The sequence below is a fragment of the Micromonospora sp. WMMA1363 genome (genome assembly GCF_030345795.1).
Classification (GTDB): Bacteria; Actinomycetota; Actinomycetes; order Mycobacteriales; family Micromonosporaceae; genus Micromonospora.
In genome coordinates, this window is sequence record NZ_JAUALB010000019.1 from 1 (window position 1) to 3,228 (window position 3,228).

The 3,228-nt window shown below is 74.1% G+C and carries 2 pseudogenes; one reads left to right on the plus strand and one right to left on the minus strand.

Features of this window, described 5'->3' with window-relative positions:
- Window positions 1–1,111, plus strand: a pseudogene (locus QTQ03_RS30095) (ATP-binding protein); the annotation flags it as partial.
- A 147-nt stretch (window positions 1,112–1,258) separates the two neighbouring features.
- On the opposite strand, the pseudogene QTQ03_RS30100 reads toward QTQ03_RS30095, so the two are convergent.
- Window positions 1,259–3,078, minus strand: a pseudogene (locus QTQ03_RS30100) (fibronectin type III domain-containing protein).
- Window positions 3,079–3,228 lie beyond the last annotated feature (150 nt).

Sequence of the window (3,228 nt, forward strand, 5' to 3'; positions counted from 1 at the left end):
GGGTCCGGGCTGCCTCGATCGACTGCCGATCGACTCGTGTCCAATGGTCCGGCCCGAGCGCCTCGACCCGGCGCGCGGCAACGACTCACCGTTTGCGGGCGAGCGGATCGGCCTGACCGGGCCGGTCCGGATGGTGGCCGTGCCCGCCGCACCGACACCGACCCGCTCACCGTGCTGGTGGCCCGTCGCTGGCGTACGTACTGCAGAGCGCGCACGTCCTGCGGACCGTCCTGCTGGTCACTTCCGCTGCTGCTGGTGGCGGGCTTGCCGCCGTGGCCTGGCGGGTGTCGGCGCCACCCTACGACCGGTGAGGCGCTGCGTCGGGGCGCCGAGGAGATCACCGGGCGGAACGGGGGCGGGAGGCTACCGTTACCGGCGTCCCGGCCGAGATCCACCGGCTCGCGGCCACGCTCAACGCATGCTGGGCCGGCTGGAGTCGGCCCGTGCCCGCCAGCGGGCGTTTGTCGCCGACGCCGCGCACGAGCTGCGTAGCCGCTGACCAACATCCTCACCGAGTTGGAGGTCGCGCGCGGCTGGGGGACCGGACCGACTGGCCGCGGTGTCGGCGGACCTGCTCACCGACACCGAGCGGCTCGGTCGGCTCGTCGACAATCTGCTGCTGCTCGCCCGCCTCGACGAGGCACCCGCCCGCTCGCCACCTGGTCCGGTCGAACTGGGTGGTTGCTCACCGCGGTGGCCGCCCGGTATCCGACACCCCCGGTCGAGGTGCTGGACACCCGGGAACCGTTGGGGCCGACGGTGATCCGGACCAGCTGCACCGGGTGCTGACCACCCCCTGTCGACAACGCCGTTCGGCACGCACGTACCCGGTCGTGCTCGCCACCGAGGCCGACGGGACCGCGTACCACCGGGTGACGGTGACCGACGACGGCCGGGCATCCCGGTTCGTGGACCGGGGAGCGGTCTTCGGCCGTTCACCCGACTGGACCCGGCGCGCGACCGGGACGCCGCGGAGCCTGCCTGGGCCTGGCCATCGTGCGTAGCTGGTCCACCGGGCCGGTGGTCGGATCGCGCTCGCGACGCGGACCCGTGGCCGGGCTGCGGGTCCGGCTGTGCTGCCGGCCCCTTCTCGAAGGCCGATCCGGGCTGACCGCTCGGGGCGCCCGGCGGGACTCCCCAGGCCGGCGCCAGCATCACCCCGGCCGTCGTTCGGGCACTGACCTGGCCCGGACACCGCGATGTCCCTGGCCGACCCCCCTAGCCGCGGTCCGTGCAGACTAGCCGCGGTCCGTGCAGACTAGCCGCGGTCCGTGCAGACCTGCTTCGACCGGGCGATCGTGTCGGTCGACCAGACCACCGCCACCGTGAAGCAGTAGTCGTGCTGCGGTTCAGGCCGTACACGACGAAATCGGTGGTGCCGGCGGGCAGGTTCGCGAAAGCGGTCTGCTGCTGCCCGGCCCGGCCACCGGAGATGACCACCGGTCCCTCGCCGCCGGCCGGGTAGGTCCAACGCAACGTCACGTTGTCGCTGCCGTCTCGCAAGATCAACGCCCCGGGCGGGGTGCCGGGTGAGGCCGCCACCGTGGCGCGGGCGTACTCCGCCCGTTGTCTCCGGCCCGTGGTCCGGGGCCGCGGTGGCGGACTCGTACGCTGTTGTGCGGCTGGGCGTCGCGCCGCAACCGGGACACTCCGGCGATCACCGCGGCCGTGCCGAGCAGCACCACCGCGACTACGCCGCCACGACGAGGGCAACAGCCGTTTGGCCGTGGGGTGCTGGACGGTGCACCGGTACGGGCAGCAGCCGGGACGGCTGGTACGGCGGGTCGTCGGGCACCGCGTGGTGCGCTACCCGGTGCACGCCGGCGGCCTCCTCCGCGCCGGTGAGGGGTACACCGACGGGGGAACGGCGGTGGCCCGTTCCGCGGCCGGCGTGCCGGTCGCCAAAGCTCGTCGGTGTCGGTTCGCCGGCCCAACCGTGGCTGGTTGCGGGCGGCCAACCGTGGCTGGTTGCGGGCGCCACCCGTCGTTGGTGTCGGTGCCGGTCCACGAGTGGTCGCGGCGTCGCCGCCGGGTGGCCGGTAGCCTCCGCTGTCCTGCTCGGGACGCCAGGTATCGCCCCCGGTTCCTGCTCGGGTCGCCAGGTCTCGTCGGTGATGTCGGGCCCGGTGTCCCATGCCTCGCCGGCGACCGGCGTACCTCCGCCGCTCCGTCCAGCGGCTGACGGGCGTCGGGACCGACGGTGGCGGCGCGTACCCGGCCGCGGGTGCTCCACCACGTCGGGCCCGTCCAGGCCCGGCTCAGCCGGGGCGTACGGGCCGGCAGGCCGGTAGCCGGCTGCGACGGGTGGTACGGGGAGTGCTGCGGCTCGTCGCCGGTGGGGGCGTGCGGGCGGTCGCACGATCGGCGGTCTCCCGGCCGACGGGCATTGTGTCGGTGCAGGTGTGGTCCGGGCTTGCCGCTGCCCGCGTGAGCGCGGTCACCTGCCGTGAGCGGGTCGTCCCGGGGTAGGTGCCGGTGGCACAGCTCCTCGGCGAGGGCGAGATCGTCGTGGCCTCAGCGAACCGGCCGCAGTCGCGCCGCATCGCGCCGAGCCGGGCGAGCATCTTGATGCCGCTGGGTACCCGTCGCCGTACACCTCGCGGTGCAGCTCCCAGGCGGTCGGCCAGCCGATCGCGGGCGACCTGCACTGGCCGCGCGCGTATTCCACAGTGGCGAGGTCGGCGTGCGCGGCGAGACACGTCGGGACTCGGGACCGTCCAGGGCGGTCAGCTCGAGGATGACCATCTGGTAGAGCCGTGCCGCGCGGGACCACTGCCGACCCGGTTGCAGCACCGCGGCGAGAGCGGCGGCGGCGGCCACGGTGCGCTCGTCGGAGCGGCCGTGCAGCCGGGTGGTGGCCTGCGTACGCGTAGGGGCCCAGCCCCGGCGGCCTGCGGGTCGCCGAGCGCCACCAGCACCCTGGCCTGCAGGCTCGCCGCCTCGGCCACGCGGGGTGGCATTGGCGGGGCGTGGATCGACGTCGGTACGCGTCGGCGAGCAGCCGCCGGGCGCCGGCGAGGTCGCCGTGGACACCAGGTGGTGCGCATGGTCAGCGAGGTCACCGAAGCCGGAGGGCACGCCCCATCGTGCTCATCCGACAACGGTATGTACAAGTCCGCGCCGGTCATGTTTCCTGGAGATGGTCCACCTGGCTCGCCGATCAGGCGCAGCCGCGGTCCGTCTGTCACCAACCCGAACTTCCGGTCGACGGAGTGGGTAGAAAGCGGG